The organism is Cyanobium sp. LEGE 06143, from assembly GCF_015207535.1.
Classification (GTDB): Bacteria; Cyanobacteriota; Cyanobacteriia; order PCC-6307; family Cyanobiaceae; genus NIES-981.
The window spans coordinates 1-2328 of the sequence record NZ_JADEWP010000272.1; the positions used below are offsets into that span (position 1 = coordinate 1).

At 68.7% G+C, this 2328-nt stretch carries 3 protein-coding genes; all 3 read right to left on the reverse strand.

Features of this window, described 5'->3' with window-relative positions:
• The coding region (locus tag IQ216_RS13425; RefSeq protein WP_193815869.1) for a Ni/Fe hydrogenase subunit alpha at positions 1-1458 on the reverse strand (1458 nt) is incomplete at its 3' end.
• 7 nt (positions 1459-1465) lie between these two features.
• Positions 1466-2041 carry an oxidoreductase gene (locus tag IQ216_RS13430; RefSeq protein ID WP_193815870.1) on the reverse strand — a complete coding sequence of 192 codons (576 nt, stop codon included), beginning with the start codon at positions 2039-2041 and terminating at the stop codon, positions 1466-1468.
• Between the two features lie 7 nt (positions 2042-2048).
• A partial coding sequence (locus tag IQ216_RS13435) for a 4Fe-4S dicluster domain-containing protein (protein ID WP_193815871.1) occupies positions 2049-2328 on the reverse strand: 280 nt, incomplete at its 5' end.

The window sequence follows — 2328 nt, forward strand, 5'->3', positions numbered from 1 at the left end:
CCCCCGCAGCCTCTCCGCCACCAACCCACCCTCCGCATCCCGCAACTCAATGTGCAGCGGCATCTGCCCTGCCGCGTGGGTGCTGCACGAGAGACAGGGATCAAAACAGCGGATGCCCGCCTCCACCCGGTTGAGCAGCGGCTCGGGGATCTCGGCGCCGTCGGCGACCCGTTCGGGGAAGTACTCCCGGGCGATCTGGGCCACGGTGCGGTTCATGGCCAGGTTGTTCTGGCCGGTGGCGATGATCAGGTTCACCCGGGTGATCAGGCCGTTGTCATCCACCCTGTAGTGGTGAAACAGGGTGCCGCGCGGAGCCTCGCTCACGCCCACCGCTTCGTTGGCGTTGAGGTTGGCGCGGGCGCGGATGCGGCCGCCCATCAGGCTGTCATCCGCCACCAGCTGCTCGATCCCCTCCAGACAGGCCACGATCTCCACCAGCCGGGCGTGGTGATAGGCAAACGAGGAGGTCACGATGCGGCCGCCGCTGCTGGCGGTGCCGCTGCGCTGGCGGAATTCGGCCAGCTCGGCATCGGCCCATTGCGTGCCGATCGAGTCGCACACGTTCAGCCGCGCCAGCGGCCCCACGCGGTAGATGCCCTCGGGATAGCCCAGTGGCTTGTAGTAGGGGAATTTCAGGTAACTCCAGCTCTCCACGGCCTCGCCCAGGAAGCTGGCGTAGTCGTCTTCGCTGAGGCCATCGGCCACGATCCGGCCGTCGCTGCCGGTGAAGCGGATCAGGCCGTCGATGCACTCCCAGCGGCCTTCTGGCCCCACCAGGCCCATGAACAGCGAAGGAAAATCGCCGAAGCTGCTCTGCTCCCGCTGCAGCGGCCCATCCAGCAGGGATTTGTAGAGCTCCAGAGCCGTGGCCACCGTGGCCTTCGCCTCCGGCAGGCGCTCGAGGATCCACTGCCTGGCCTCGGCGCTCAGGGGCGTGCGCACGCCGCCGGGAACGGCCCAGGCCGAATGAATCTTGCGGCCGCCCAGCAGCTCCAGCACCTGCTGGCCGAACTGGCGCAACCGGATGCCGGCGCGGGCCAGATCGGGATCGGCGGCCATCAGGCCGAACACATTGCGCCGCGCCGGATCGCTCTCCCAGCCCAGCAGGAAATCAGGACTGCTCAGATGAAAGAACGAGAGCGCATGGCTCTGGCAGATCTGGGCCAGGTTCAGCAGCCGCCGCAGCTGGCGCGCCGCCGGCGGCGGCTGCACCGCCAGCAGCTTGTCGCCGGTTTTTGCCGCCGCCAGCAGGTGGCTCACAGGGCAGATGCCGCAGATGCGGGCCGTGATCCCGGCCATATCGGTGAACGGCCTGCCCTCGCAGAAGGTTTCGAAGCCGCGATACTCCACCACATGGAAGCGGGCATCGGCCAGGCGCCCGGCCTCATCGAGGTGCAGGGTGATCTTGGCGTGCCCTTCGATGCGGGTCACCGGATCGATCGTGATCGTGCGGGTCATGGGGGCCTCAGCCGAACTGCAGCATCGCCTTGCCTTGCATCGGCGGCATCTCGCCCCGCAGCAGCGGTTCGATGGCGGCGCGGATGCGCTGCGCCGACGGCGGGCAACCCGGCAGGTAGAGGTCCACCGGGATCACCTCATGCAGGGGCAGCACCCGCTCCAGCAGCTCCGGCACGATGCCGGGGGCATGGGGGTGCTGGGCGCCCGTGTCGGCCAGCTCCAGGTAGCCGCGATCCAGCACGCTCTGGCGGCTGCCGCCGTCCACGTCGCTCCAGAGGTTGCGCAGGGCCGGCACGTTGCCGGTCACGGCGCAGTCGCCGAAGGACACCACCAGCCGGGTGCGCTGGCGCAGCTGCAGGGCCAGCTCGCGGTTGTCGGCATTGGCCACGGCTCCCTCCACCAGGCACACATCCACGTCGTCGGGATAGGTCTTTGCGTCGCTGGCCACCGGCGAGAACACCACATCCACATGGGTGGCCAGCTCGAACAGCCACTCGTCGAGATCGAGGAACGACATGTGGCAGCCGCTGCAGCCCGCCAGCCACACCGTGGCGAAGCGCAGTTTCGGGGCAGGGGTGGTCATGGCGAGCTCACGGGCACGGGTGCTTGCCCAGCTGCTGCTCTCGGGCCCACAGCAGCAGCTGGGGCCGGGGAGGGTGCACCTGCTTCTCGGTGGTGGTGTCGTCCTTGTGGAAAATCGCGCCGGTGGGACACACGTCCACGCACTTGCCGCAGGAGGTGCAGGCCTCCACCTCTCCCCAGGGTTGATCGRAGCCGGCGATGATCGAGCACTGGGCGCCGCGCTGGGCCACATCCCACACATGGGCCCCCTCCACCTCGTCGCACACACGCACGCAGCGGGTGCAGAGG